The sequence below is a fragment of the Streptomyces glaucescens genome, from assembly GCF_002154375.1.
GTDB lineage: Bacteria > Actinomycetota > Actinomycetes > Streptomycetales > Streptomycetaceae > Streptomyces > Streptomyces glaucescens.
Window position 1 is genome coordinate 1 of sequence record NZ_MUND01001019.1, and the last position, 712, is coordinate 712.

The 712-nt window shown below is 76.0% G+C and carries 1 protein-coding gene; it reads right to left on the reverse strand.

The features are described from left to right. Positions 1-124: 124 nt before the first annotated feature. On the reverse strand, positions 125-712 hold a 588-nt coding region (locus tag CCN42_RS40260), incomplete at its 5' end, for a beta-xylosidase family glycoside hydrolase (protein WP_479688068.1).

Sequence of the window (712 nt, forward strand, 5' to 3'; positions counted from 1 at the left end):
GAGGCCCAGTGCGGTGACCAGGCCGAGCACGGCGGCCACCACTTTGCCGTGCCCCGGTCTCGACAAGCGCTTGCCAGGGGGATGCGTCATTGCGGCTCCCAACGGGCGTGACGGAGAGGGTGGGTCAGAGCGTGGTGATGCGGAACCGGGTGAACGTGGCCGCGCCCGCGTGCAGGTCGGGGTGGCCCTGACCGTCACCGGGGGCGAGTGCGAAGAGGCCCAGCAGGGCGCCGACCCAGCGCCACGGGGTGGCGGCGAAGACCTGGCCGGACGGGCGGAGGCCGTCGCCCAGGTCGTAGTGGAAGCGGCAGCGCGCGCCGGGCCGGATCTCGATGCGGAGCCTGGCCCGCCCTTCGGGCGCGAGCCGCGGACGGTCGGCGTCGCGCTCCCGCTCGGCGGTGCCCTCCGCGAACCGGTGCACCAGGTGGACCGACCCGTCGGCCCCCCGCTGCAGCCCGATCCAGGCGAAGGCGTCCCCGAGCACCGCGAGTCCGGCGCGGGCGCCGGGTTCCTCGCTGTCCAGCCGCAGTTCGGCCTCGACGGCCGAGGGGATGCCGGGCAGGCGCTGGGTGAGGATGTTCGGCAGCTCGCGCAGGTCGTGCGCGTCGGCCGAGCGGACGCAGGTGAGCCGGAGGCCGTCGCCGGAGTGCTGGGTGGCCCAGCCGTCGCGCGGGTTGGCCGTCCACTGCCACTGGCGGCCGTACCGCCCGCC